25 protein-coding genes and 2 pseudogenes are annotated in these 23,678 nt (G+C 72.7%); 12 read left to right on the plus strand and 15 right to left on the minus strand.

Features of this window, described 5'->3' with window-relative positions; genetic code table 11:
* Positions 1–25: 25 nt before the first annotated feature.
* On the plus strand, positions 26–331 hold the full coding sequence (locus ACFYZJ_RS19190; protein WP_388569325.1) for a DUF4235 domain-containing protein: 306 nt from the start codon (positions 26–28) through the stop codon (positions 329–331).
* Between the two features lie 102 nt (positions 332–433).
* On the opposite strand, the gene ACFYZJ_RS19195 is transcribed toward ACFYZJ_RS19190, so the two are convergent.
* Positions 434–826, minus strand: coding sequence for a VOC family protein (locus ACFYZJ_RS19195; RefSeq protein ID WP_388569327.1), 393 nt, complete (start codon positions 824–826; stop codon positions 434–436).
* 75 nt (positions 827–901) lie between these two features.
* Entirely contained in the window at positions 902–1,645 is a 744-nt protein-coding gene (locus ACFYZJ_RS19200; RefSeq protein WP_388569330.1) for a helix-turn-helix domain-containing protein, read from the minus strand.
* Between the two features lie 175 nt (positions 1,646–1,820).
* Here ACFYZJ_RS19200 and ACFYZJ_RS19205 point away from each other — a divergent pair, with 175 nt between their 5' ends.
* A complete protein-coding gene (locus tag ACFYZJ_RS19205) occupies positions 1,821–3,323 on the plus strand; it encodes an APC family permease (protein WP_388569333.1) in 1,503 nt (500 codons plus the stop codon).
* A gap of 30 nt (positions 3,324–3,353) precedes the next feature.
* Positions 3,354–4,985, plus strand: a complete 1,632-nt coding sequence (locus ACFYZJ_RS19210) for an amidohydrolase (protein WP_388569336.1) — start codon at positions 3,354–3,356, stop codon at positions 4,983–4,985.
* A gap of 104 nt (positions 4,986–5,089) precedes the next feature.
* On the opposite strand, the pseudogene ACFYZJ_RS19215 reads toward ACFYZJ_RS19210, so the two are convergent.
* Positions 5,090–5,257: pseudogene (locus ACFYZJ_RS19215) on the minus strand (NAD(P)-dependent alcohol dehydrogenase); the annotation flags it as partial.
* Between ACFYZJ_RS19215 and ACFYZJ_RS19220 the strand changes: the two are divergent.
* Both ACFYZJ_RS19220 and ACFYZJ_RS19225 read left to right on the plus strand, forming a co-directional pair.
* Positions 5,252–5,425 (plus strand): annotated as a pseudogene (locus tag ACFYZJ_RS19220) (MarR family transcriptional regulator); the annotation flags it as partial. The pseudogenes ACFYZJ_RS19215 and ACFYZJ_RS19220 sit on opposite strands and share 6 nt — an antisense overlap.
* Before the next feature lie 135 nt (positions 5,426–5,560).
* Entirely contained in the window at positions 5,561–5,938 is a 378-nt protein-coding gene (locus tag ACFYZJ_RS19225; protein ID WP_388569496.1) for an anti-sigma factor antagonist, read from the plus strand.
* Positions 5,939–6,035: 97 nt separating this feature from the next.
* Here ACFYZJ_RS19225 and ACFYZJ_RS19230 read toward each other — a convergent pair whose 3' ends face one another.
* Positions 6,036–8,126, minus strand: a complete 2,091-nt coding sequence (locus tag ACFYZJ_RS19230) for a DUF1996 domain-containing protein (RefSeq protein ID WP_388569339.1) — start codon at positions 8,124–8,126, stop codon at positions 6,036–6,038.
* A 200-nt stretch (positions 8,127–8,326) separates the two neighbouring features.
* Here ACFYZJ_RS19230 and ACFYZJ_RS19235 point away from each other — a divergent pair, with 200 nt between their 5' ends.
* On the plus strand, positions 8,327–9,007 hold the full coding sequence (locus ACFYZJ_RS19235) for a DUF4230 domain-containing protein (protein WP_388569342.1): 681 nt from the start codon (positions 8,327–8,329) through the stop codon (positions 9,005–9,007).
* A gap of 8 nt (positions 9,008–9,015) precedes the next feature.
* Here ACFYZJ_RS19235 and ACFYZJ_RS19240 read toward each other — a convergent pair whose 3' ends face one another.
* Genes ACFYZJ_RS19240 through ACFYZJ_RS19265 form a run of 6 tightly spaced genes read right to left on the minus strand, consistent with a single transcriptional unit; the run spans position 9,016 to position 12,741 of the window.
* On the minus strand, positions 9,016–10,773 hold the full coding sequence (locus ACFYZJ_RS19240) for a complex I subunit 5 family protein (RefSeq protein ID WP_388569344.1): 1,758 nt from the start codon (positions 10,771–10,773) through the stop codon (positions 9,016–9,018).
* The gene (locus ACFYZJ_RS19245) at positions 10,773–11,120 is read right to left on the minus strand and encodes a sodium:proton antiporter (RefSeq protein ID WP_388569347.1); all 348 of its coding nucleotides are present in this window, start codon (positions 11,118–11,120) and stop codon (positions 10,773–10,775) included. Before ACFYZJ_RS19245 ends, ACFYZJ_RS19240 begins: the two co-directional genes overlap by 1 nt.
* Positions 11,117–11,860 carry an MnhB domain-containing protein gene (locus ACFYZJ_RS19250; protein WP_388569350.1) on the minus strand — a complete coding sequence of 248 codons (744 nt, stop codon included), beginning with the start codon at positions 11,858–11,860 and terminating at the stop codon, positions 11,117–11,119. Before ACFYZJ_RS19250 ends, ACFYZJ_RS19245 begins: the two co-directional genes overlap by 4 nt.
* On the minus strand, positions 11,857–12,120 hold the full coding sequence (locus tag ACFYZJ_RS19255) for a Na(+)/H(+) antiporter subunit B (protein ID WP_388569353.1): 264 nt from the start codon (positions 12,118–12,120) through the stop codon (positions 11,857–11,859). Before ACFYZJ_RS19255 ends, ACFYZJ_RS19250 begins: the two co-directional genes overlap by 4 nt.
* Positions 12,113–12,562 carry an MrpF/PhaF family protein gene (locus ACFYZJ_RS19260; RefSeq protein ID WP_388569355.1) on the minus strand — a complete coding sequence of 150 codons (450 nt, stop codon included), beginning with the start codon at positions 12,560–12,562 and terminating at the stop codon, positions 12,113–12,115. Before ACFYZJ_RS19260 ends, ACFYZJ_RS19255 begins: the two co-directional genes overlap by 8 nt.
* Positions 12,559–12,741, minus strand: a complete 183-nt coding sequence (locus tag ACFYZJ_RS19265; RefSeq protein WP_388569357.1) for a hypothetical protein — start codon at positions 12,739–12,741, stop codon at positions 12,559–12,561. Before ACFYZJ_RS19265 ends, ACFYZJ_RS19260 begins: the two co-directional genes overlap by 4 nt.
* A 254-nt stretch (positions 12,742–12,995) precedes the next feature.
* On the opposite strand from ACFYZJ_RS19265, the gene ACFYZJ_RS19270 reads away from it, so the two are divergent.
* On the plus strand, positions 12,996–13,535 hold the full coding sequence (locus ACFYZJ_RS19270) for a VanZ family protein (RefSeq protein ID WP_388569360.1): 540 nt from the start codon (positions 12,996–12,998) through the stop codon (positions 13,533–13,535).
* A 56-nt stretch (positions 13,536–13,591) separates the two neighbouring features.
* On the opposite strand, the gene ACFYZJ_RS19275 is transcribed toward ACFYZJ_RS19270, so the two are convergent.
* Entirely contained in the window at positions 13,592–13,828 is a 237-nt protein-coding gene (locus tag ACFYZJ_RS19275) for a hypothetical protein (protein ID WP_388569363.1), read from the minus strand.
* Positions 13,829–13,946: 118 nt separating this feature from the next.
* On the opposite strand from ACFYZJ_RS19275, the gene ACFYZJ_RS19280 reads away from it, so the two are divergent.
* The 3 genes from ACFYZJ_RS19280 (at position 13,947) to ACFYZJ_RS19290 (ending at position 17,009) form a co-directional block, all read left to right on the plus strand.
* On the plus strand, positions 13,947–15,008 hold the full coding sequence (locus ACFYZJ_RS19280) for a PHP domain-containing protein (RefSeq protein ID WP_388569366.1): 1,062 nt from the start codon (positions 13,947–13,949) through the stop codon (positions 15,006–15,008).
* Between the two features lie 18 nt (positions 15,009–15,026).
* Positions 15,027–15,689: an HAD family hydrolase gene (locus ACFYZJ_RS19285; protein ID WP_388569369.1), complete on the plus strand. Its 663-nt coding sequence runs from the start codon at positions 15,027–15,029 to the stop codon at positions 15,687–15,689.
* Positions 15,690–16,034: 345 nt separating this feature from the next.
* Complete coding sequence (locus ACFYZJ_RS19290; RefSeq protein ID WP_388569371.1) at positions 16,035–17,009, plus strand: SDR family NAD(P)-dependent oxidoreductase; 975 nt, start codon at positions 16,035–16,037, stop codon at positions 17,007–17,009.
* A gap of 104 nt (positions 17,010–17,113) precedes the next feature.
* On the opposite strand, the gene ACFYZJ_RS19295 is transcribed toward ACFYZJ_RS19290, so the two are convergent.
* The gene (locus tag ACFYZJ_RS19295; RefSeq protein ID WP_388569374.1) at positions 17,114–17,347 is read right to left on the minus strand and encodes a hypothetical protein; all 234 of its coding nucleotides are present in this window, start codon (positions 17,345–17,347) and stop codon (positions 17,114–17,116) included.
* A gap of 389 nt (positions 17,348–17,736) precedes the next feature.
* Entirely contained in the window at positions 17,737–20,904 is a 3,168-nt protein-coding gene (locus ACFYZJ_RS19300; RefSeq protein ID WP_388569376.1) for a cytochrome P450, read from the minus strand.
* A 243-nt stretch (positions 20,905–21,147) separates the two neighbouring features.
* Between ACFYZJ_RS19300 and ACFYZJ_RS19305 the strand changes: the two genes are divergently transcribed.
* A complete protein-coding gene (locus tag ACFYZJ_RS19305) occupies positions 21,148–21,426 on the plus strand; it encodes a hypothetical protein (protein ID WP_388569378.1) in 279 nt (92 codons plus the stop codon).
* A 29-nt stretch (positions 21,427–21,455) separates the two neighbouring features.
* Here the strand turns inward: ACFYZJ_RS19305 and ACFYZJ_RS19310 are convergent, their stop codons facing one another.
* Complete coding sequence (locus ACFYZJ_RS19310; protein WP_388569380.1) at positions 21,456–21,968, minus strand: GNAT family N-acetyltransferase; 513 nt, start codon at positions 21,966–21,968, stop codon at positions 21,456–21,458.
* A 105-nt stretch (positions 21,969–22,073) separates the two neighbouring features.
* On the opposite strand from ACFYZJ_RS19310, the gene ACFYZJ_RS19315 reads away from it, so the two are divergent.
* Complete coding sequence (locus ACFYZJ_RS19315) at positions 22,074–22,709, plus strand: PAS domain S-box protein (protein ID WP_388569382.1); 636 nt, start codon at positions 22,074–22,076, stop codon at positions 22,707–22,709.
* Here ACFYZJ_RS19315 and ACFYZJ_RS19320 read toward each other — a convergent pair.
* Positions 22,652–23,632 carry a DUF3626 domain-containing protein gene (locus tag ACFYZJ_RS19320; RefSeq protein ID WP_388569384.1) on the minus strand — a complete coding sequence of 327 codons (981 nt, stop codon included), beginning with the start codon at positions 23,630–23,632 and terminating at the stop codon, positions 22,652–22,654. The two genes, ACFYZJ_RS19315 and ACFYZJ_RS19320, sit on opposite strands and share 58 nt — an antisense overlap.
* Positions 23,633–23,678 lie beyond the last annotated feature (46 nt).

Genomic DNA, 23,678 nt, shown 5'->3' on the forward strand with positions numbered 1-23,678 from the left:
ACGTCGGACAGGCAAGGAGACAAACGTGGGACACGACAAGAAGAAACCGAAGCTTCCGCTCGTCTACCGGCCGGTCGGGTTCGCCCTCGGCTGGGCGAGCGGGGCCCTCGCGGGGTACGCCTTCCGGGCGACATGGAAGGCGATACGCCATGAGGACGACGCGCCCGACGCGCTCGACCGGGACCGCGGCTGGGGCGAGGTGCTGCTCGCCGCGGCGCTCCAGGGCGCCCTGTTCGCGGTCGCCCGCAGCCTGGCGGACCGCACCGGGGCCAAGGCGATCGAGCGGTCGACGGGCGTCTGGCCGGGTTCGGACGACGGCGGCCGCGACTGAGCAGCGGGCACGGGACCGGGACGGTGCCCGGGGACCGGCGTCGCACATCCGGTCCCCGGGCGCGGGTACGGTGTCGCGGAAGGTCGCCGCAAGGGCGTCGCCTCATCCCTGCTTGGGTGCCGTGGCCCTCGTATGCCGCAGGATGAAGGAGTGGCCGGCGGGGTCCGCGTAGCCGCGTTCCTCGAAGGGGCCCGGCGCCTCCTTGGCCTCCAGGGGGCGCCCGCCCAGGGAGACCACCCGGCGCTCGGTCTCGTCGAGGTCCGGCACCAGGAACTCGAGGTGGGCCTGGAGGGAGTTCTCGGGGCGGGGCCAGCTGGGCGGGGTGGCGTTGACGTCACGGCGGAACGCCATCCGGAACCCGTCGGCGCTGCGGATCTCCACCCGGTTCGCGGTGGCGTCGGTCTCCTCGGCGTCGAGCAGGTCCTTGTAGAACGCGGCGAGTTTCTCGGGCTCGGCGCAGTCCAGGACCACGACGCCCGCCAGTGGCGTGGGCATGGTTCCTCCGTTCGGGTCCCGGGCGGGCGTCGTGCCCGCCCGTATACGCTCCACGGGTATCCGCCGCCCTCGTTTTCAGTCCGTCACGGCCCGTTCACCGCCCGGCGTCGACCCACCCGTGATCTCCGCCAGCCGCGCCTCCGCGGCGGACAGCAACAGGCCGAGCGCGACCGGATAGGAGCCGCGACGCATGTCGGCGACGAGGTGGCGGGCCGTCGCCGCGATGTTCGGATGCGTCTCGGCGGGCAGCCGGGCGTACGTGGTGCGCCACACCTCTGTCTCCGCGTCCCGGGCCGCGCGCGGCAGGGACGCGTTCGCCGCGTCGAGGGCCGCGAAGGCCAGGGCCTGGTCGACGAACCCGTGGTAGATCCGTACGGCCTCGCGGTCCGGGAAGCCGGCGCCGCGCAGTACGCCGAGGATCGTCTCCACCGCCTCGATCTCGTGCACCCGTCCGGTCACCCGGTAGGAGCTGAGCACGGACGCCTGCGGATGGGCGAGTGCCCCGGCGTGCATGCGCAGTCCCAGGTCCCACAGGTCGGCGCGCCACTGTCCGGTGGGGCGCCAGACGCGCAGCGTCCGGCCGATGAGTTCGTCGGCGATGGCGAGCAGCAGGTCGTCGGTGTCGCGGAAGTACCGGTACAGCGCGGTGGGGTCGGCGCCGAGGGCGCGGCCGAGGCGGCGGACGGTGAGTGCGTCGGCGCCGTGTTCCTTCAGCAGCCGCATCGCGGTGTCGACGATGAGCTCCTCGGTGAGGACGACACCGGTCTTGGTGGGGCGCCTGCGCCGGCGCGCGGCGGGTGGGACGACTCGGTCGGTCATGGGCTCTCCCGACTGCTGTCCTGGGGCGGCCGACGGCTCGCCGCGGGCCGGCGGCGGCCTTCGGTCCGGGTTGCGGGCACCTTATGTCAACAGCGTTGACCTGTTAAGGCCCCGAGCAGTTTCATTTCCGGTCACCGGGGCTCATCCGGGCCCCCCGGTGCGATCGGAGCCCGTCATGACACGGACCCCCTACGGCGCGGAGCCGCCCGCGCAACCCTCCCTCCGCAAGTCTCTGGGCGTCGTGGACGGCGTCGCCATCGCCGCCTCCAGCACGGCGGCCACCACCAGCATCGGTATCGGACTCGGTGTGACGGCCGGTGTGGTCGGGCTGCATCTGCCGGCCATCATGCTGCTCGCCTTCCTGCCGATCCTGGGCATCGCGGGCGCCTACTCCCGGCTGAACCGGGTGGAGCCCAACGCGGGCAACGGCTATGTGTGGGTGGGCCGTTCGCTCACGCCCTGGCTGGGGTTCCTGGTCGGCTGGGTCAACATCGTGGCCACGGTGGCGTTCCTCGCCTACACCACGGCGGTGACCGGGTCGGCGGTACTGCAACTGGCCGGGGAGGCCGGGGTGCACCGGGTCGCCGGGCTGGCCCTCGACCCGGGTTCGACCGCGCAGACCACGGCGGTGGGCCTGGTGGTGCTGGTCGCGGTCACCGTGACGGCGGTCACCGGCGTGCGCACCGCGGCCAGGTTGCAGACCGGGTTGCTCGTCTTCGAGTACGCGGTGCTGCTGGGCTTCTGCGGCTACGGCATCGTCACCGGTCCGCACCCGTTCCGCCTGAGCTGGTTCGACCCGTTCGCCATCCCGTCGGCGTCGGCGCTCGCGCAGGGGCTGCTGCTGTCGGTGTTCTGCTACTGGGGCTTCGAGGCGGCGTTCAGCGTGAACGAGGAGGTGCGCGACGCGCGGGACGCCTCGCGCGCCGGGATCACCACACTGCTGACCATGCTCGCCCTGTTCCTGCTCGGCTCGGTCGCCTTCCAGCGGGTGCTCTCCCAGCAGGAGTTGGCGGGGCACGGCCCGCAGGGCCTGGCCTACTTCGGCGACCGGCTGGCCTCCCAGCCGCTGGCCGCGCTGCCTCTGGTGGCGCTGATGTTCTCGGCGGTGGCCTCGCTGCAGGCCGGGGTGATCCCGACGGCGCGCGCGATGTTCGCGATGAGCCGGGACCGGACGCTGGGGACCGTGTGGGCGAGGGTCAGCCCGCGCTACGGGACTCCGGCCGCCGGGACGCTGCTGATCGGCGGGCTGGCCGCCGCGGTGGCCGCACTGGCTCTCGTGATTCCCCGCCTCGCCGATATGATCATGGCGACGGTCAACGCGGTGGGCATCGTGGTGGCGCTCTCCTACGCGCTCACCGCGCTCGCGGCGGCCGTCCGCTTCCGGGAGCTGCTGCGCCAGGACTGGCGTCAGGGAATCCGGGCCGTGGTGCTGCCGGCGCTGAGCGCACTCGCGCTGCTCGGGCTCGGCGGCTACCTCGGCTGGTCCTTCTACACCGCCACCGACCACCTGGCGCTCCGCGCGGACAACGGCTGGTTCCTGCTGCTGATGCCCACGCTGATGGTCGCCTCCGGCTGTGCGGCGGCCGCCTGGGCCAAGTGGGTGCGCAGGTCGCCGTACTTCCGCACCGGCCGGGGCACGGACGCCGACGCGCCCCAACTCCTCGTCACGCACAGCTGATCACCCTCCCCTCGTCAAGAAACGGACACCATGCAGGCCGATCTCCTCTTCACCGGCGGTCCCGTCCTCACCCCCGACGGGCCCGTCACCACCTCGGTCGCGGTCGTGCGCGACCGGATCGCCGCCGTCGGCGACCCCGCGGCACGGGAACTGACCGGTCCGGGGACCGAGGTCGTCGACCTCGCCGGGCGGCTGCTGCTGCCCGGCTTCCAGGACGCGCACATCCATCCGGTGCCCGCCGGCCTGGAGATGGCCCAGTGCGATCTCACCGGTACGAAGACCGCCGAGGAGACGGTGGCCGCGGTACGGGCGTACGCCGAGGCGCACCCGGACCGGGAGTGGATCACCGGTGGGGGCTGGTCCATGGAGGCCTTCGAGGGTGGTGCCCCGACCAGGGAACTGCTCGACGCGGTGGTCCCCGACCGGCCGGTGTACCTGCCCAACCGCGACCACCACGGTGCCTGGGTCAACAGCCGGGCCCTGGAACGCGCGGGCGTCACCCGGGACACGCCCGACCCGGCCGACGGACGCTTCGAGCGCGACGCGTCCGGCGAGCCGACGGGCATGCTCCAGGAAGGGGCGATGCGGTACGTCGGCCGGCTCACGCCCGCGGCCACCGCGGCCGACCGGCTCGCCGCGCTGCTGCAGGCCCAGCGGCATCTGCACGCGCTCGGCATCACCGCCTGGCAGGACGCGCTGGTCGGGGACTTCCTCGGGATGGACGACCCGTCCGATGCCTATCTGACGGCCGCGCGGGAGGGTTCGCTGACCGCGCGGGTCGTCGGCGCCCTGTGGTGGGACCGCGGGCGCGGCGCCGAGCAGATACCCGAACTCGTCGAGCGGCGGGCCGCGTCGAGCCACGGCAGGTTCCGCGCGGGCAGCGTCAAGCTGATGCTGGACGGGGTCGCGGAGACCGGCACGGCGGCACTCCTCGAGCCGTACCTGGACGCGTGCGGCTGCGCCACCGCCAACCGCGGCACCAGCTTCGTCGACCCGGACCGGCTGCCGGAGTACGTCACCGCGCTGGACACGCTGGGCTTCCAGTGCCACTTCCACGCGCTGGGCGACCGGGCCGTACGGGACGCGCTGGACGCCGTGGAGGCGGCTCGCAAGGCCAACGGGCCGAGCGACACCCGGCCCCATCTGGCGCATCTACAGATCGTGCACCCCGATGACGTGCCCCGCTTCGCCCAGCTCGGCGCCACGGCGAACATCCAGCCCCTGTGGGCGGCGCACGAGCCGCAGATGGACGAGCTGACGATCCCGTTCCTCGGGCCCGAACGGGCCGCCCGGCAGTATCCGTTCGGGGCGCTGCTGCGGTCCGGGGCGAGATTGGCGGCGGGCAGCGACTGGCCGGTGAGCAGCCCCGATCCGATGCAGGGCGTCCATGTCGCGGTCAACCGGGTGCTTCCGGGCGGCTCGGGCCGGGTGTTCCTGCCCGAGGAGCGGATCGGCCTCACGGACGCGCTGACGGCGTACACGGCGGGGTCGGCGTACGTGAACCACCTGGACGACACCGGGGTGGTGCGCCCGGGCGCGCTGGCGGACCTGGTGGTGCTGGACCGTGACCCGTATGCCGGGCCGCCCGAGGCGATCGGCGCGTCGCGGGTGGCGCTCACCTATGTCGGGGGCGCGTGCGTGTACGCGGCAGCGGACGCCTGAGGACCGGATCAGCACGCCGGCCGGTGCCGCCGAGGCGCCCGCGCTCGGCGGCACCGGCCGGACCACAGGCAGGGTGGTCCTGCTCGCGGACCGACGGCGCTCGCTCAGAAGGTGAGCACGGGTTTGATCGTCTTGCCCGCGCTCATGTCCCGCACCGCCTGGTCGATGTCCGCGAACGGATAGGTGCCGATCAGGCGGTGCAGCGGGAGCCGCCCCTCCTTGACCAGCTGGACGAGGGCGGGGATGAAGGTCTGGGTCTCGCTGTCCCCGAGGGCCGCCGGGAACTGCTGATCCTGCTGACCGACACCGGACGGGAGCTGCTGGAGAGGGTCGCCGGTCCCGTGCGGGAGCTGGAGGAACGGATGGTCCGCGACCTCACGGCACACCAGGCCGACCAGTTCCGTCAGGCCCTGTCGAAGGCCTGGCACGCGTTGTCGTAGGCCGACCACGGCCCGCATGGAGTCGGACGACTCACCCTCAATTCAAAGACATATGTCAATCGAACATGCTCAAATTCACTCTGTCGAGGGTAAGTTGCAGGCGCGGGCGAGGAGTTGGCGGGAGGCGCTGTGGACCTGGAGCAGGACCCTGCACCGCTCACCCGGCATCTGCGCATTCACCGGGACCGCGGTCACACGGTGCTGGAGTTCCACGGTGAGATCGACATCCTCGCCGCGGTGGAGATCATCCCGTTCCTGGACTCCGCGACGATTCGGCGCGCCCCGCGCATCGTCATCGATCTGCGTCCGGTGGAGTTCTTCGACTGCTCCGGGCTCCGCCTGCTGTACCGGGCCCGACGCCGCGTACTCGCGCAGGGCGGCACGCTGCATCTGGTGTGCACCCATCCGCTGACCCTGCGCATCCTGCGCCTGACGGGGCTGGCCGCCGTGCTGCCGCCCGCGGCCTCGCTGGAGGAGATCCTGGGCGAGTCGGAGGCCGCCGGGTCCTTGTAGCCCGCCCTCGCAGCCCGTTCGGCACGCGGACGACGCCAGAGCGGCGGGACCTGTCCGGCGGGTCCCGCCACTCTCGACCGTGCGACACGAACGCGTGTCAGAAGGTTCTGCGTGCGCTCCGGCGCAGCACCACCAGGCCCGCGATCACCAGAACCGCTCCGCCGGCGGCCGGCCACAGGTGCGCACCGGTCTCCGCCAGACCGCCGCCCGCGACCGACTGAGGTGCGGTCCCCGGCGCCGTGGAGGGAGCAGCGGCCGGGGCCGTGGACGAAACGGCTGCCGGAGCCGCGGATGTCGCCTCACCGATGGCGGGCGAGGTCTCGACGGGACCCGTGGCCGCGCCGGTGTGGTGCCCTTCCGAGGCGCTCCGCGGCTCGGCGACCGCACCGCCACCGACTGCCGACGGGGTCACGGGGGCATCCGGCGTCGCCCCGCCGCGGACGTCACCCGCGCCCGCGGTCGGCGCCGTGGTGGCCGGTGCGGCGGTCGAGGGCGGCGTCGACTGCGAGCCGGGCGTGGCCGAGCCGTCTCCCGGGCCACCGGGTGTGGCGGCCGGGGCGGATCCGATCCCGCCGCCGGGCGCGGTGGTCGCGCCGGATCCGGCGCCGCTGCCGCCGGGCGGGGCGTCGGCGGACGGTGACGGCGTGTTCTGCGGCTGGTCCCCGGCGTCACCACCGCACCGCTGTCCGGAGTTGACGCAGTCGACCACCTGGTTCATCAGCTGGTCGGTCATGACGTTGATGAAGTCGTCGTGATCGGTGATCGGCTTGTGCAGCTGCTCGGGGAAGCCGTCCACCGCGTAGGCGTTCTTCACCCGGCCGTTCTCGACGACCGGCTGCGGCACGTCGTACACCAGACGCATCGTCAGTTGCGGGATGGCCCGGAAGCCGTTCGGGCAGGTGCCGTTGGCGTCGGCGAAGGCCACGTGCGTGCGGTGGTTGGCGCTGTCGATGTTCTGGCCGTCCCAGCAGCTCTGGAACGCGAACGACCGCACCACCTCGCTGCCCTGCGGGCAGATCGGGTACTTGTCCGTCAGCTGCACCTTGTCCTCGAAGCCGGTGCAGCTCCAGTGCGCGTTGGCGTTCTTGGGGCCGTTGGTGAAGGCCTTGGCGTCACCCGTGATGATCCGCAGGAACCGCGGCATGGCCACGACCTTGCTCGTCGGACTGCCGACGAACCTGATCTCGGCCTGCCTGGCCACCAGGATCCGGCCGACGTTGCCTTCCTTGCCGCCGCCGGCGGCGTTCTGGTCGAAGTCCTGGGTGCCGTCCTGCACCCGGAGCACCGGCCAGTAGTACGACGACTTGTCCTGCTGGTTCTCGCAGCTCGTCCGCGCCGCCGCGAAGGTGTCGTTGGTGGCGAAGGCGTCGTTCGACTGGTTGCCGACGTAGTCGTGCAGGTGGTGCGCGCCGTTCTGCACGCCGGGCGCCACGATCACGTTGTCGGTGTTGTGGTTCTTGTTCTCGTTGACACCGCACCTGGTCTCGAACGAACCGGTGGAACCGCCGGCCTGCTGCACGGGCTTGACCACGTTCGGCTGCACGGTCCGGATGTCCACGAAGTCGGAGGCCACGGGCCCGCTCGTGCCCGCCTGGCCGCCGTTGCCCTGCTGCCCGCCGTTGCTCTGACCGCTGCCGCCCTGCTGCCCGGCGCCGTTGCTCTGCTGTCCGCCGTTGCCGCTCTGCCCACCGGCGGAGGGCTGTGCCTGGTCGGCCGGTATCCCCGTGCACCCGGCCATACCGTCGATCGCGCCGGGGGCGGTGCCGCCCGCCCGCCGGTAGTCGGTCCTGATCCGGTCGATCACCGCGGCGCGCTGGTCCTTGAGCGGGCCGAGGATGGAGTTCTGGACGTAGTTCGTGTCGTCCGTCTGCGCCTGGCGTGTCGACGCCAGCCGGTCGTAGGCCTCGGTGATCTGCTGGTCCAGGGTCGCCAGCTCCGTGTCGACCTGCGGCTTGGCCTCGCCGGGCACGTCGGTCAGCTTCTGGCCGACGTCCGGGCAGTCGATGGTGACGGTACCGGCGGACAGGACCCGGTCGCCGCCGCTCGGGTCCGAGCCACCCCAGCCGCCCTCGGTCGCCGAGGCGTAGACGTTCGCCGCGACCAGTCCTCCTCCGCCCAGTATCAGCGCGACCGCGGCAAAGGTCGCGCGCCGTGCGCCCGTTGGACGTCTACGCGAATTGCGTCTCAAGGCAGTGCTCCTACACGTCTTGGCCGGCTCGGCATGGAAAGCCCCGCTCCTTTTACGTGACGGAACCCGGCTGTGTTCAACCGCACCGGAAATTCACAGCGACCTCATGACCACGCCCGTCCGCCACCGCAGCCGCCCAACACCGCGTTCGAGCACGGCGTGTGGCGGGCAACCGGTTGACAGAAGGGAGGACTGTCGAGATGACGACGTCCACGAAACAGGCACCCTCATCGGTGGCCGCGAGGCGGCGGATGCCCGGCTGGGGCAAAGCCGTCGTCGCGCTCGTCGCCCTGCTCGCGGTGTTCTTCGCCGGGCTGCGGCTGAGCGTGTTCCCGGGGCTGCGTGACCTGTTCGGCACGGACACGCACGACCGGTCCGGACCCGCACTGCTGAAGTCCATCCAGGACATGAGCCGTTATGAGGCCGCCTCCGGCAACTTCCAGGTGGTCGTGGACCTGGAGAAGGACTCCAGGTTCCTGCCGTCGGCGATCCGCGGCACCCGCACGCTGTACGTGGGCGCGGGCACCGTCGACGCCTACGTCGACCTCGGCAAGGTCGGCGAGCAGGACGTCAAGGTCAACGGCGACCGCACGTCCGCCACCATCCGGCTCCCCCACGCCGCCCTGGGCAAACCCGCCCTCGACCCCGACCGCTCGTACGCCGTCTCCAAACAGCGCGGCCTGCTCGACCGCATCGGCGACTTCTTCTCGGACGACCCGGGCAGTGAGCAGGCCGTGCAGAAACTGGCCGTCCAGCACATCGCCGAGGCCGCGCAGGAGAGCGAACTGACCGGCCGCGCCGAGACGAACACCACCGGCATGCTCGACGGGCTGCTGAAGTCCCTCGGCTTCAAGGAGGTGAAGGTGTCCTACGGCGCCTGAGCCCCGCCTCAGCCGGTCAGAACGGCCGGCAGGGCGAGCACCCCGAGCAGGGCCGCGCCCGCCAGGACCCACGCCACGTAGTCCCCGATGTGCCCGGACTGCAGCCGGCGCAGCGGCAGCGTCCAGGCCCGGACGGCGAGCCGGCCGGGGTGGGTGACGGCCAGTGCGGCCAGGGTGACGGCGAGGGCCGTGGAGGCGAGCCCCAACAGGACGCCGGCCGCGGTCCAGTGCACCGAGACGGCCGCCCCGCCGGAGCCGGCCACGTTCACGGAGCGTGCCACGGTCTCGGCGAAGCCCGGAACGACGCCCACCGCGAGCGACGCGGCGAGCAGCACGGCGGGCACGGCCGTCATGGTGTCCGGGATGCGGCCGATCCGGTGCCGGGTCTCGGGCTCCTCCCCGGTGCCGGTGGTCTCGAAGGACGCGTCGAGCCGCGGCTGAGGCCCGAGCCCGTAGAAGACGCGCGCGGCGACCCGCAGGACCGCGCCGCCCGTCACCGCGGACACGGCGACGTACAGCACGGTCAGCGGCCCGCCCGCCTCCTCCAGGACCGCCTTGCCGAGGGAGGTGCCGAAGGGGGGCAGCCCGGCGAGCGCCAGCCCGCCCAGCACGAACATCACCGCGACGCCGCGCATCGGTCGGCCCCTGCCGTGCAGGACCGCCTCGTCGACACAGCCGAACCGGTCGAGCAGGACGCCGGTGCAGGCGAACAGGGCGGCCTTGGCGCCGGCGTGGCCGAGGATGTACAGGGCGACGCCGTCGTCCGCCTCGGGTACCAGCGTGCCGACACCGACGAGGAACAGCCCCATGTGGGCGATGGTGGAGCAGGCGAGGAGCCGTTTGATGTGCCGTTGGTGCCAGCACATGAGGGCGCCGACGACTCCGGTCAGGATGCCGAGCACGACCAGTGCCCGCTCCAGGTCGGCCGCCGGGATCCCGCCGGGCCCGGAGAAGACGGTGGTGTACACCCGCCAGACGCCGTACAGGCCGAGTTCGACCATGACGCCGGACAGCAGCATGCACACCGGGGTGGGTGCGACGGCGTGCGCGTCGGGCAGCCAGAAGTGGAACGGCGCCGCCGCGGCCTTGACCAGCAGCCCGGTCAGGACGAGGACGAAGGCGGCGAGGGTCAGCGCGTCCGGTCCGCCGTGGGCGTCGAGCCCGCGTCCGAGTTTGGTCATGGCGAGTTCGCCGGTGCGTGCGTAGAGCAGTCCGATGCCCATGAGCATGGCGTAGGCGCCGAGGGAGTTGATGATGCCGAAGGTGAGCCCGCCCTGGACGGCCTTGGCCTCCTCGACCCGGTAGCCGGTGAGGGCGTAGGCCGCGGCGCCCATCAGCTCGAAGAACACGAACGCGTTGAACAGGTCGCCGGTGATCGCGAAGCCGCACATGCCGCCCTGGAACAACAGCATGAGGGCGGGGTAGGAACCGGCGTGCCCGCGCGGCGGCTCGTCGAAGTAGCGCCAGGAGTACACGAGGGCGGCCAGGGTCAGCACGGAGGCGAGAGCGGCCATCCCGAGCCCGGGGCCGTCCCCGACGAGGACGATGCCGACGCTCTCACCGCCCACGGGTGTCCAGGCGCCGACCCATTCGGTCAGCGGTGGAGAGGAGTTGAGGAGCAGCCAGATCGCGAGTGCGGCCGTGCCGGCCGAGAGGGCGCACCCGGCGCTCTCGGCGAGGACGCGGGGCAGCGGGCGCCCGCAGGCGACCAGCAGGCCGGCACCGAGCACCGGGACGGCGACGAGTAGCGGCAGCAGGTGGTTCATCAGCCGCGCAGCTCCCGCAGTTCGTCGGGGTCGACCGTGCCGTGGCGCTTGGCGACCTGCATGACGAGGGCGAGCAGCAGGGCGGTGACGGTGGCACCGACGACGATGTCGGTGAGGGTGAGCGCCTGCACGACCGGGTCCACGACGGGCCGTGAACCGGGCTTGACGTCGGAGAAGACGGGCGCGGTGCCGCCGTCGCGGTAACCGACGGCGAGCAGCAGGACGTAGGTGGCGGACTGGCACACGGCGAGGCAGCCGACCGCGTGGATCAGGTTGCGGCTGGTCGCGAGGCCGTAGCAGCCGGTCAGAAAGATCCAGACGGCCACGAGGTACGGCAGTACGCTCATCGGTTCCCGTCCTCCTCCTCGATTTCGACGGCCTGGTCCAGGAAGCGCGCGAGCAGGACGACGATCGCGCAGGTCACCTCCATGCCGATGGCGGCGTTCAGCACCGGGACGGTGCCGCCGGACGACAGGGTGTTGAACGTGCCGTACGGCAGGAGGGTGTTGGCGAGGAACGCCGTGCCGGCGAGGACGCCCGCGAGCCCCGTCACGAGGTAGCCGGAGGCGGAGAGCGCGTCGCCGATCTCGTACACGGAGACCGGCCTGATGCGTTCCAGTGCGCGGTAGTCGGCGCCGAGGTAGAGCAGGTGCAGGCCGGTCGCGGCGACGACCCCGCCCTGGAAGCCGCCGCCGGGGCTGAGTTGGCCGTGGGCGATCACGTAGATGCCGACGAGGACGGCGACGGGCAGCACGATCAGCGCGTAGCGGCGGACGGGCGGCGGGACCTGCTCCGGCTCCGGGGTGGCGCGCTTCTCGTCGCGGGTCTGGCGGAGCAGGACGACCGTGCCGAGGACGGACGTGAACAGGATGCTCATCTCGCCGAGCGTGTCGAAGGCGCGCAGGTCGAAGTTGACGGAGGCGATGGTGTTGGCGGTCTGCCGGGACAGGGAGGCGCGGACGGCCCGGTCGCCGTAGGGGTGCCAGGAGCCGCCGAAGGACGGCAGGCCGAGGCAGGCGGCGACGAGGAGGGCCGCGAGGCAGGCGCCGCCGAGGACCAGCACGACCATGCGGACGCGCCGCGTCATCGCTCCTCCCCCTTCCCGCCCTTGGGCTTCCTCCTGACCTTGCGCACCGAGAGCATGATCAGCAACGGGGTGACCGCGGACCCCACCGCGAGCTGCGACAGGCCCACGTCGGGGGCCTGCACCACGGTGAACAGCACGGCCAGACACAGGCCGAGCAGGGCGAGGACGAGGGCCTGGCGGGCGGGGTCGCGGGTCGCGACGGCCGCGGTCGCCGAGGCGGCGACGAGCAGCAGGGCGACGACGATCAGCGGGTCATCCACGGCGGCTCCCCATTCCGCCCGCCAGCGCCCGGGAGGCGACGAGGTTACCGCTGATCAGCAGCGCCCCCACGACCAGCAGTTTCACCATCGCCCGCCCGGGCCCGGTGACGGCGCACAGCACCAGCACCACCACGGCCCCGTATCCCGCGACGGCGAGGGTGATGCCCCAGGCGTGCGGTGGGTCCTCGGCCAGTTCGTCGGCGAGCAGCCGGGCGAAGACGAGGGTGCCGACCGGCCCCAGCAGGGCCAGCAGGAGCGCGAGGTCGACGTACGACGTGCGCCCGAACCCCTGGGAGAGCAGCAGCAGTCCGGGGCAGGCGACCGCGCTGGAGAGGTTCTGGGCGATGACCCGGCGGCGCAGCGGTCCGGTGGAGACCCCCCACACGGTGGCACCGACGCCCGTGCCGAGCGCGATCGTGGCCGTGAGCGTCCAGCCGTTCACCGGGCGATCACCGCCCGTCGTGCGGCGCGTGCCGCGACGGCGCCCAGGAGTGCGGCCGACGCGCCGACGGCCCACTCCAGGGTGTCGACGGAACTGATGAGAACGATCCAGAGCACGGTGAGGCCGCCCCACCACAGGACGATCTCGAGGACGGCCCGGAATGTCGTACGCGCGTTCATGCACCGCCTCCGTCCAGCGTCGCCATGGCATGTCCGGAATGTCATCCAAGCACCGCGCGGGCCCGGGGAGGTGGCGGCGCGCACGAGTGGCTGCTGCTCGGAGTGCCCCGCGTACGGGCGGGGAAACCGACGGCGGTATGCCTCAGGTTCATCAGTGGTGGACGGTTGTCCCGGCTTGCCCACCGCCGGGCTTCGATGCCGCGGCAGCGGGTAACCAGCTTCGCTTGGAGGGAAGTTGACACCGGGAGGACGCGATGGCACATCCGGCGTTGCGCGAACTGGCCGCCAGGACCGGTCTCCGCCGGGCACGGACGACCCCTGAGCGGGAACGGCGGCCGCTGCCGCTCCCGCTGCGGCTGCTGGCCATGGCCCTGGCCTTCGTGGCGATGGTGGCGTTCGCCGCCGCGCTGGCCCGGCTGACGCTGGAGCCGTCGCCCGCCTCGCGGGCGCTGGTCCACAGCAATCTGCATCCGGGGCGTTCCCTGCGCGCCTATCTGGACCAGCCCGCGGCGCGCGACGCCGTGCGGCAGATCGGCGGGAACGTGCTGCTCGGCGTTCCGTTCGGGATCCTGCTGCCGGTGCTGGCGCCCGGGGCGCGGGGCATCCTGCGCGTGGGCCTCGTCACCGCGTGCGTCATGCTGCTGGTCGAGCTGGTGCAGGGCGCGGTCGTCACGGGGCGGGCCTTCGACATCGACGACGTCATCCTCAACACCGCGGGCGCGCTGCTCGGCCATCTGCTGGTGGGGCGCCGGCTCGGGCGGGCCGTGCACGCGCGCAAGCCGCGCAAGGCCTGATGGGCGACCCTGCGCCGAGTCGCCGTACCAGGTCGTCCCACCAGGTCGCCGTACCGCTAGCGCAGCGTCCAGTGGAACTTGCCGCCGCCCACCCAGCGGACCAGGTCCGGGTCGTCGCAGTCGTGGACCAGGACGCCCGCCTCCGCGGCCAGCGCCAGCACCTCGGTGAGCGAGCGCGCCTCGCCGACCACCTCGCCGTCGACCTCCACGATCCGGAACGGCGGGTTGCCCGGCTGGACCCCGAGCACCACGATCCGCGGTCGGGAGATGTGGGGACTCGCGATTTCGGTCATGCAATCGAGGGTAGAGCGGACCGGGCGCCGGGGGCCGCCGGACGCGCCCGTCGTGCGGGCCGCACCCGGCGGGGCAACGCTGGAGGAAGCCGGGGGAAGCCGGGGGAAGGAGGTGCCGATGGACCCCGTCGCAGCGCTGGACCGGATCGCCTTCCTGCTGGAGCGCGCCCAGGCCCCGACCTATCGCGTACGGGCCTTCCGCACCGCGGCCGCCGTGGTGGCCGCTCTGCCCGAGGACGAGGTCGCCGAGCGCGCGGCCGCCGGGACGCTGGAGTCGCTCAAGGGCATCGGCCCCACCACCGCCCAGGTCGTGCGGGAGGCGGTGGCCGGACGGGTCCCCGGTTACCTGGAGAAGCTGGAGCGGGAGGCCGGGGCCGCGCCGCCGCGGGGCGGCGAGCGGCTGCGGGCGCTGTTGCGCGGCGACTGCCATCTGCACTCGGACTGGTCGGACGGCGGCAGCCCGATCGAGGAGATGGGCCGCACGGCGGCGCGGCTCGGCCACGAGTGGGCGGCGCTCACCGACCACTCCCCGAGGCTCACCGTCGCCCGCGGGCTGTCCGCGGACCGGCTGCGCGAGCAGCTGGACGTGGTCGCCGCCCTGAACGAGGAGTGGGCGCCCTTCCGCCTGCTGACCGGCATCGAGTGCGACATCCTGGAGGACGGCTCGCTGGACCAGGACCCGGAGCTCCTCGACCGGCTCGACGTCGTGGTCGTGTCGGTGCACTCCAAACTGCGCATGGACGCGCGCTCGATGACCCGCCGCATGGTCGCCGCCGTCCGCAGTCCGCCGGCGGACGTGCTCGGCCACTGCACGGGGAGGTTGATCACCGGACGCGGGCGTCCGGAGTCGGAGTTCGACGCCGACGCGGTGTTCGCCGCGTGCGCCGAGTCCGGCACGGCCGTGGAGATCAACAGCCGGCCCGAGCGGCTCGATCCGCCGCGGCGACTGCTGCGCCGGGCGGTGGAGGCGGGAGTGCTGTTCGCGATCGACACCGACGCGCACGCGCCGGGGCAACTGGACTGGCAGATCAACGGCTGCGCCCGGGCCGAGGAGTGCCAGGTGCCCGCGGACCGTGTCGTCACGACCTGGACCGCCCAGGAGCTGCTCGCCTGGACCCGTGAGCGGCGGGTGCCCGCGCGTGTGGCCGGGCCCGCGCGTGGTACCCGCCCCGGTACCTGAGGGAGGAGAGCACACACGATGGGACGGGCGGCCGTGTTCGACGTGGACGGCACCCTCGTCGACACGAATCATCTGCATGTCACGACATGGTGGGAGGCGTTCCGGCAGGCGGGTCACCAGGTGTCGATGCACGCCATCCACCGGTCGGTGGGGCTCGGCTCCGAGGACCTGATCACCCATCTGCTGGGCGGGCGGGACCGGGAGGAGGTCGACATGCTGGTGGCCGCGCACACGGCCCTGTACGGCACGTACTTCGACCGCCTGCCGCCACTCAAGGACGCCGGGCGGCTGCTGCGCCGGCTCGACCACGACGGCTGGAACGTCGTGCTCGCCACCTCGGCGAGCGGGCGCGAACTGTCGGCGCTGAGGCGGGCGATCGGGGCGGACGACGCGATCGCGGCGACGGCGAGCGCGGACGACGTGACGGCGGGCAAACCCGCGCCGGAGCCCGTGGAGCACGCCCTGGAGCTGGCCGGGGTGCCGCCCGAGCAGGCGGTGTTCGTGGGTGACACGGTGTGGGACATGCGGGCGGGGACACGGGCCGGGGTGACGTGCGTGGGCCTGTTGTCCGGGGGCATTCCGAGCGCGGATCTGCAGGAGGCGGGGGCGCGCGCGATCTACCGGGATCCGGCACACCTGCTGGCGATGCTGGGGGACAGTCCACTGGCGCCGGACACGTAGACGCCCGGACCGCATACCGCGGGCACCGCACAGTGACGCAGATCACTTGGCGCAGCTGGATTTTCCGGAACACCGACCGGTAGTTTCCTGTTGAACAAGTCGTGGGAGCGCACGGAACAGTGTCCCCGGGCCTCACCTTCCGCCCACAGGGACGATCGTTCGGCTGAAGCCCTGTGGAGCCTTTCGCCGAGAGGCGACCGCCGTGCGCGCCCACCACAGACTGCCCCGACCGGCATTCCCCCGTCCGGTCGGGGCTTCTTCTTGCCCGCACACCTCGGGCGGCCGGCCCACACCTGGATGGCAGCGGCTTGACTTCGAGAGCGCTCCAATTCGTAGCGTCCTCGCATGAGCACTGCACAGCACAGGATCGGGTCGGGTTTCGACGCCAGGAGCACCGCCGACGACGTACTTCGGGGAATCGACCTCAGCGGCAAGCTCGCGGTGGTGACGGGCGGCTACTCCGGGCTCGGCCTGGAGACGACACGCGCGCTCGTCAAGGCGGGCGCCCGGGTGGTGGTCCCGGCGCGGCGCCGGGACGTTGCCCAGGAGGCTCTGGCGGGGCTCGACCGGGTGGAGGTGGACGAACTCGACCTCGGTGACCTGCAGAGCGTGCGCGGGTTCGCCGAGCGGTTCCTCGCGTCGGGCCGCACCATCGACATCGTGATCAACAACGGCGGGATCATGGCCACCCCGGAGACACGGGTGGGGCCCGGCTGGGAGGCCCAGTTCGCCACGAACCACCTCGGGCACTTCGCGCTCGTGAACCGGTTGTGGCCGGCGATCTCACCGGGCGGGGCGCGCGTGGTGTCCGTGTCATCGGCCGGCCACCACCGGTCCGGGATCCGCTGGGACGACCTGCACTTCAAGCAGGGTTACGACAAATGGGAGGCGTACGGCCAGGCGAAGACCGCCAACGTACTGTTCGCCGTGCATCTGGACCGGCTGGGCCGCGAGAACGGGGTCCGCGCCTTCTCCCTGCACCCCGGCGGAATCCTGACCCCGCTCCAGCGTCACCTCGCCAAGGAGGAGATGGTCGAGCGCGGCTGGATCGACGAGACGGGCGCCCTGGTGGACCCGGACGCCTTCAAGTCACCCGAGCAGGGTGCGGCCACCCAGGTGTGGGCGGCGACCTCACCTCGACTGGCCGGCATGGGCGGGGTGTACTGCGAGGACTGCGACATCGCGGAGCCCGCGCCGGCGGACGGCGGCCGCAGCGGGGTGAAGGACTGGGCGATCGACCCGGAACAGGCGGCACGCCTGTGGGAGGTGTCCGCGGACCTGACGGGCGTCGACGCGTTCGCGTCCGGATCCTGGGCGTGAGGGGTTCGGCCGCTCACCGACGGCCGACCTGACCGCGCCGCCGGCCCGTGGAGCCCTCTCGCTCCAGGGCCGGCGGCGCGGACGTTACGTCGGGGAGGAGGCGGTCAGCCCGGGGACTCGTCCGGTACGGGGGCGTCGGGGTGGGCGGAACCCGTGTGCGGGGCACCCTGCCTGCCGGTGCCCGCCTCGTCCGTGTCGGGGACGTCCTGGGCATCCGTGCCGCCCTCCGCGGGGCGTGCGTCCCACCGGTCCTCCCCCTCGTGGGCCTGCTGGTCCGGCATGTCCCGCGGAACCGGCTCCACGGTCTCGCCGGGACCCTCGTGCCGCTGCTCGGTCACGGCGATCACTCCATTCCTCTCGTTGCCGGCGCGGCGGGCCCGCACGAAGCGGGGCCCTTCGGCCGAGGCTGCGAGTACCGCGGGGAGGGCACCCGAAACCGGGAGGCCCGCAGAACCACACCTCCCCGACCAGCAGGTCCCGCTCGTGGGTGAGCCCCGGAGCCGCGGGCGGCGGCGGGACCTTCAGCGCGTAGCGCGTTCCGTCTCCTCGACCGTGTCGTTCCCGCCTCCCGGAAGCCGGCGGTCGACGAGGGCCTCGGCGGTCACTCCGGCCGCCTCCAGAACCCGGCGCGCCGCTTCCAGCCGTCCACCCGCAGCCGCCCCTCTCGTCACGGACCGACCGCCACTGTGCCAGGCGGGGACCCCCGGCGGCCCACCCCTTGGTGCCGTCACCCGGCCGCGTACACGTCCTCGACATAGCGGCCCGAGGCGATGAGCTCCTCCAGCCACCGCCCGGAGTCGCCGCCCGGCACCCGCTCGGCGTGCAGCGCCCGGAACGCCTCGCGCACGCCCGGAGCCATACGCGAGCCGTCCCCGCACACGTACACACGGGCCCCGGCATCGAGCAGCCGCCACACCTCGTCGGCCTCGGCGGCGATGCGGTGCTGCACGAAGGACACCCCGTCGACGGGCGCAGCGCTGAACGCGGGGCGCAGCGAGACCGCACCGGCGGCCTCGGCGGTCCGCAGTTCCTCGGCGTGCAGGAAGTCCGCGTCCGGCGCGTCACAGCCGAAGTAGCAGACGGCCGGGGCGAGCCGGCCGCCCTCGGCCAGCGCCCGCACCCGGTCCGCGATCGCGCCGCGGAACGGGGCGAGTCCGGTACCGGCAGCGACCATGACGACCGGACCCGAGTGGTCGACGCGGAAGGCCTCACGACAGGGCTGGACGCGGGCCAGGACGGTGTCGCCGGGCTCGACCGTGACCAGGTGCCCCGAGCCGGCACCCCGGTAGGTGCCGTTCCCCGAACGGGCCGGGGCCTGAAGGAGCGAGACCATGAGGTCGATGTGGTCCGGGTCGGCTGCGGGCGAGGAGGACACCGAGTAGTGCGGCGGGCGCAGCGGGGTGAGCAGGTCCAGCAGTGTGGGCCAGTCGAGGGCACCGCGCAGGGCCGGGTACGCCTCGATGACCTCGACGAGTGTGCGCGGGTCGTCGGTGAGGGCCGCCAGCGCGGCACGTTCGGGAGGGCACGGGTTGGCGGCGGCGAGCACGGCCAGCCGGTCCGCGCTGGGGCGCTCCTGCAACTCCACGTGGTGCGTCAGAAGTTGACGTACCGTCAGCGGCCGGTCCACTGCCAGGCCGTCACGGCGCGGGCGGGCCGCGCGGATGTCCAGGACGGTGTCCGGGTCCACGCCGAGCGCGGTGGCCGCCCGCTCGACGAGCGCCTTGTCGTTGACGGGCAGTACGGCCACGTGATCGCCGGTGCGGTAGGTCGTGCCGTCGGGCAGCGCGAGACGCACGAACCGCTTGAGCCTGGGGTGGCCGGGCGCGGTCAGGTCGTACGCCTCGGTGACCGTCATCGGCACCAGCTCGTGCCGTGCGGCGAGCGCGTCCAGAGGGCCGCCGGTGAGGGTCCGCACCTCGTACGCCCGGGTGGGCTCCATCGTGGTGGCGGCGTCCGGGTCGCCGTACCGCTCCAGGAGGGCCGTGCGCAGCCGTGCCGTGAAGGCACGGACCGCGCCGCCGAGGTCGCCCGAGGCGTCGGCCGCCACGCGGTCCAGCAGACGGGTGCCGCCGAGTTCGGCCAGGCGTTCGTCGATGCGGGTCGGGACGTGCTGGTAGGTGGCGGCCCAGGTGCGGTCGCCGACGCCGAGCACGGCGTAGGTGACGTCCGTCGCGTCCGCCGAGTTCTCGGACAGCCAGGCGGTGAAGGCGGCGGCGTCGTCCGTGGGCTGCCCGTTGTAGGAGGCGGCGGTGATCACGACGGGGCGGTCGGCGGGCAGGTGGCCGGCGTACGCGTCGAGGGGCGCGACTTCCGTCTCACAGCCGACGGCGGCGGCCTCGTCGGCGAGTTGGCCTGCGAATTCACGGCAGGTGCCGTAGTTGCTGCCGTGCAGGAAAAGTGCGCGGGTGCCAGGGCGTACGCGAGCGGGCAGGGCGGTGTCGGCGGCGCCGGGCTCCGTGCGGGGCCGGTGGGCGCCCGGCAGGCGCGGGTGCGTCCGGTCGGCGGCGGTGCGCGGCGACAGGGTGAGGGTGAAGCCCTCGGGCTTGAGGGTGAGGGTCTCCTTGACCGTGAGCCGGTAGTCGGCGTGGTCGTGGAAACGGTAGCGGTGCACCAGCATCGCCAGCAGCATGGTCGCCTCGTGCAGCGCGAACTGGCGCCCGATGCAGGCGCGTTCACCGGTGCCGAACGGCTTGTAGGCGTGCGGTGGGCGGGCGGCCTCGGCCTCGGGCGTGAAGCGGGAGGGGTCGAACAGTTCGGGGTTGTCGCCCCACACCGGCTGCCGGTGCAGCATCGGGGTGAGGACGGTGACGGACTGTCCGGCGCGCAGCGGGATGCGGCCGCCGAGGACGGTGTCCTCGCGGGCGTGCCGGCCGAAGGCCGCGGCGGTGGGCCACAGCCGCAACGCCTCGTTCAGCACCTGGCGGGTGTAGGTGAGCCGCCCGATCTCGTCGTACGTCGGTTCCGGGTCGGCGGCGTCGCCCCACAGGGCGTCGACCTCCCGCTGCACCAGCTGGAGGACGGCCGGGTTCTTGGCGAGGTGGTACAGGGCGAAGGACATCGCGCCGGACGTGGTCTCGTGCCCGGCGATCAGGAAGGTGATCACCTGGTTGCGGATGTTGGCGGTGTCGAGTGTCGTGTCGTCCGCGGCGTGACGTGCGGTGAGCATGAGCCCGAGGAGGTCCTCCGTCTCCCCCGGCTCCCCGCCCGCCGCCCGGGCGGTGATGACGTCGTCGACCACCTGGGCCAGGTAGGCCGCGTCATCACGGAAGGCCGCGTCCGCCGCCGAGTGGTCGTCGCCCGGCAGCCGGCTCAGCCGGGTCATGCTCCACTCCAGGCAGCGGACCATCGACTCGACGAACGGGTGCGGCTCGGCGCGTGTGAAGGAGCCGAAGTCGTAGCCGAAGCCGGCGAGCCCGATGGTGTCGAGGGTCATGCGTGTCATGTCGTCGGGGACGTTCACCGGCCGGCCTTCGCGCCCGGCCCGGTCCCAGGACTCCATCAGCCGACGCGCCACGCGCAGCATCACCGGGTGATAGGTGCGCATCGAGCCGAGGGCGAAGGCGGGCATCAGGATGTCGTGGGCCTTGGCCCAGTTGGGTTCGTCGTTGTACGCGGTGAACAGGCCGTCCCCGGCGAACTCACGGACGTTCTCGAGGGCGGGGCCGACGGCTTTGGCGAAGCGTGTCTCGTCGGCGAGGTCGGTGACCAGGTCCAGGTCGGCCACGAACAGGACGTCGTGCCCGTGCAGCCGGCGCACCAGCACGGGGCCGTGCCGGCGCATCAGCTCCATGACCTGCTGGATCGGGGTACGGCCGGGGCCCACGTCGGAGATGTCGGCCACGGGGACGCCGTGCGGGGTGCCGATGGTGGTCTGCGGGTGCGCGGTGGGGGGCATGGCGCGGCAACTGCCTTTCGTGGTACGGGATTCCTGCCACCAGCTTGGTCGCCGGTCGCCGGGGGTCCGTGCCCTGCGACTACATGAATCCGCAGTGGAAGGAGCCGGAGGGGTCTTGCCGAGCCGGCCGGGGCTTGCAAGACGGCGATGTCGGACACCACCTAGGGCCGACCGGTCGATCTCGGTGCCCCCATGCGGGTCGCGGGACCCGGCCCCCGGTGCGCGCGCCTAGGATCCGGGGCCGTGGCGAAGACCTTTGAAGAAATCGTGGAGATGCGGCGCGCGGCGAACCAGGCCCAGGTGCGGACCGCCGAACTGCGCGAGATGTACGGCCCGCCCACCGCCACCCCGTGGACCAAGCAGCAGACCGACACGTACGAGACCGCGTGGCGTGCCTGGCGCGACCTGGACCGCGACCTTCAGGCCGAGCTCACCGAGTACGCGAAGACGCACGGCCGGGCGCGCGCCGATGTCGAGGCGGAGGTGCTGGCACAGGCGGAGGAACCGCCGGAGAGTGCCTAGTGCCGCGACCGGAGCGGTCCGTCCTGCCGTCATGGGCGAGCGAGATCGATCCGCCAGTCATTGGAACTGCTCCAGTGGCCCTTGGGGTACTCGAAGTCGACCTGTCCGAGCAGTTCGAATCCCGCCTTGCGGCAGACCGCGTTGGAGGCGGGATGGTCCACGCCCGGGAACGCGTGCAGATACCGGTGCACCCCGGTGGCTCTCGCCGCCTCGACGACCGCGCGGGCCGCCCCGGCGGCGAGGCCGCGCCCCTGGAACTCGGGAAGCACCGCCCACCCCGTCTCCCAGACCGTCGTGTCACGCCACGGCCGCTCCCAGAAACCGATGGACCCCACCGTCTCGCCGCTGTCCGCCGACGTGATCCGGTACATCCGGCCCGCTTCGAGAGCGAGATAGCGCCGGTGCCGTGCCACGAGTTGCTCCTCGGTCTCGGGGCCGCCCAAGTGCTCCGTCATCTCCGGGCTGTTGATCCTGCGCAGCAACCCGAAGTCGCCCTCGGCCCAGAGCTCGAGCCGCACCTGTCGCGCATCCTTGGTATCCATGGCGCCCACCTTAGGACCGGGGTCTGACAACGGCCCCTGCCGGCCGGGGCCACGCCTCTGACCTGGGCGTCTATCGTTGATCGCGGAACGCGTGAGAGGGGCGTGATGGAATCGGCACCGGAAGCGGCGGTGGTGTGGCGGAACCGGGCGCTGACACTCTTCGACCGGATTCCGATGCCGGTCGCGGTGTGCGACGTCCACGGGGCGATCGTGCTGGCCAATCCCGCCATGGCCACCGAGTGGGGTGCGACACCGGGAGGTCTGCGCGGGCGGAACGTGCTGGACCGGTTCCGGCCGCAGGAGCCGACGCAGATCGAGCGCATCGCGCAGGCCCTGCGGTTGCGGCACCGTTCGCGCTATCCGGTGTCGGTGCGCTGGGACACCGCCGACGGGGTGCGGCGCCAGGGTGAGCTGACCGCGGATCCGGTCAGCGACTCGGTCGAGGCGACGCCCGCGCTGCTGGTCCTGGTCCGTGTGCTGGGCGAGTGCCGGCCGGACGGGGCGGCCGCCGCTCCGCCGGCCAGCCCTGCCGAGGCCCGCATTCTGGCACTGCTGGCCGGGGGCGCCACCACGGCCCGGGCGGCGCGCGAGACCGGGCTCACGGTCGACGGCGTCACCTACCATCTGCGGCGTCTGTCGCAGCGGTGGGGCGCGGCAAACCGTACGGAGCTGGTGGCGCGCGCCTATGCGCTGGGCGTGCTCATGCCCGGGGTGTGGCCACCGGAGGCGGCCGGCCGCTGAACCACGGGCCGCGCCGCATCGCCGTCCGTACCGGTCGGCCGGGCCGTCCCCGCCCCCTCCGGCGCGCCGAAGCGGGCCAGGCAGTGCCACACCATCTTCAGGTCCTGCGGTGCGTACCGGCCCGTGCGCACCGCATCACCGATGATCCGTGGATCGAGGTACCCGTCCCCGGCGATCCGCGCACCCAACTCGACGTACTGTGGGCCGCGGTAGTCCCCGTGCCGGCGCAACTCCGCCACGGAGAGCCGGTACCCGGGGTGCCACTCGACGGGGCACGGCAGCCGACGGGCGGCGGCCTCCACCGGGGTGCCGCGGTAGCTCGCGTCCAGGACCAGCGCCTCCACGTCCCGCTCCAGCAGCACCGTGCCGTGCACATGGGCCTCGATGTAGTCGTTGAGGGCGTCCTGGTCGTCGGCCTCGGCCAGTTCGATGAGGTGCATGCCCGCGGCCACCCCGAACCGGCACGGCTCGGCAGCGCTGTCCGGGTAGCAGAACGTGGCCCGGTCCAGCGTGGCGGCGGTCAGCCGGAAGTGCGAGGAACCGAAACGGGGCGCCGCCCCGACCACCTGGCGACGGAAGTTCAGCGCGCCGTACACCGGCCGCTCGTGCGTGGGCCCGGTGTCGTAGGCGCCGCCGAAGATCCGGCTCTCCCAGCGCCAGCGGTCACCGCCGGGGTGGGCGGTGAGTCCGCCGTTGCTGGTGCCGGTGACGAACTGCGAGCGGTACACGCCGTCCGCGGCCAGCGCCCGCAGGATCGGCCGCCCGTCGCGCGCGAGCCGGTCAGGATGGAAGTTGAGGGTCAGCCGCAGGTCCCGGGGTACCGGAGGACCGGCGGAGAGAGCCGCGACGTGCCGCAGCGCACGTTCGGCCGCCGTACCGGCGTCGGAGCCGGAGCCGGCTCGCTCGTCGACCCTGAAATCCATTGGCCCACCCCCGATGGAACAGATTACTTTAGGCGAAAACCTAGGG

The sequence above is a fragment of the Streptomyces sp. NPDC001848 genome (assembly GCF_042891915.1).
Classification (GTDB): Bacteria; Actinomycetota; Actinomycetes; order Streptomycetales; family Streptomycetaceae; genus Streptomyces.